This window comes from Arsenophonus sp. ENCA (assembly GCF_002287155.1).
Lineage (GTDB): Bacteria > Pseudomonadota > Gammaproteobacteria > Enterobacterales > Enterobacteriaceae > Arsenophonus > Arsenophonus nilaparvatae.
Window position 1 is genome coordinate 1 of sequence record NZ_NHNG01000320.1, and the last position, 1,299, is coordinate 1,299.

General features: G+C 40.7%; 2 protein-coding genes. Both read right to left on the minus strand.

Features of this window, described 5'->3' with window-relative positions; all coding sequences use genetic code 11:
* Positions 1–73: 73 nt before the first annotated feature.
* Positions 74–460, minus strand: coding sequence for an Ail/Lom family outer membrane beta-barrel protein (locus CBG25_RS08545; protein ID WP_290606015.1), 387 nt, complete (start codon positions 458–460; stop codon positions 74–76).
* A 103-nt stretch (positions 461–563) separates the two neighbouring features.
* On the minus strand, positions 564–1,299 hold a 736-nt coding region (locus CBG25_RS08550), incomplete at its 5' end, for a phage tail tape measure protein (RefSeq protein ID WP_290606017.1).

Sequence of the window (1,299 nt, forward strand, 5' to 3'; positions counted from 1 at the left end):
GTTTTATAGATATCTTTAATGCATGGATAACCGGACAAAATATGAACATCCTAATTTTTTCTTGTTTTTAAATTTATACTTCTTTTTTGGAGATTGCGAAACTCGTGATATAGTCTCCTTTAACATTCGAAGTATGTTTTGATGTATTTTTGTCAACATTCAAAGTAATCGGTGTGCTATAATCTGTTTTCGAATAAGCAAATGAACTGATAACCCCCCAATCATCACTAAATTCATAGCGATAACGTACAAATGCTCCCCCAGCTTTTGAATAACCATCAGCATAAACTGTTGCAATTCCTTCAGGATCTGGTTTTGTTGTATCCGCTTTCTCAGTTAATATTTTCTCTCMACCAGACTTGACATTCAAATACCCAAAAGAGAGCGTACTCTCACCACCCTTTGCGATTACTGCGCCAGAAAATAGTGTCGGGATTAAGAACAGTAACGTTTTTTTCATTGTTTTTCCTTTGATTTTATGTTCGGCTAACAATTAATTAATTTAAATTGATGCCAAGCATAACAAAAGTGAAATTTTTTTCTATCAAAAATCCGTTCGTCGACTAATAACCGCGCCCATTGACTGCCTTGATAATTTTATGCAAATCACCCCCATCTCGACTCTCTGCCACTAAAACCAATTTGATTTTCTGGGTTAAGGATTGCTCCGCTGCGCGCATATCGACATTGGAAAGGCTGGACTGCTGCGGTTGACCGTCAACATGAATACCGCCTAAATTGACACTAACACCGTTTGCTACGGGTTGCATGCCGTACATGGGCGTTGAAGATGTGCTCACATATCCGCCAGACGCATAACCTCGCTTACTTCCATCCATCAGGCGATACGGGTTAGCAATACCTAGCCGCTGAGTCGCTTCTTTGGTAAATACAAACTCCCCACCGTGAACGATACCTTTCGGGTCATATTTACCCCCACTGCCCACATATCCGCCTGATGAAAAACCAAAAATATTAGCAATCGCTCCTCCAACTCCGCCTGTTTGCCCACCAAAAGCCGCTTTCATGGCCTGAAGCATCGCCATTTGCGTCATTATCTTCACAATCATCTCAAGTAATGATTTGGTAAAGTCAGCAAAATTAGCCTTCCCTGTTACCAAAAAATCAGTCAATGATTGACTCATTCCCTCAAAGGCAAACTGGGTAACATTGGCGACATTGCCATAAGCATCAGACGCCTGTTGTTCGAAGTTTATAAACCCTCGTTTAATCCCTGCTTCCCAGTTTTTCCGCAATGACTCCTCATTTTTGTACTTCTCATCAATGAGCGTTAAACCT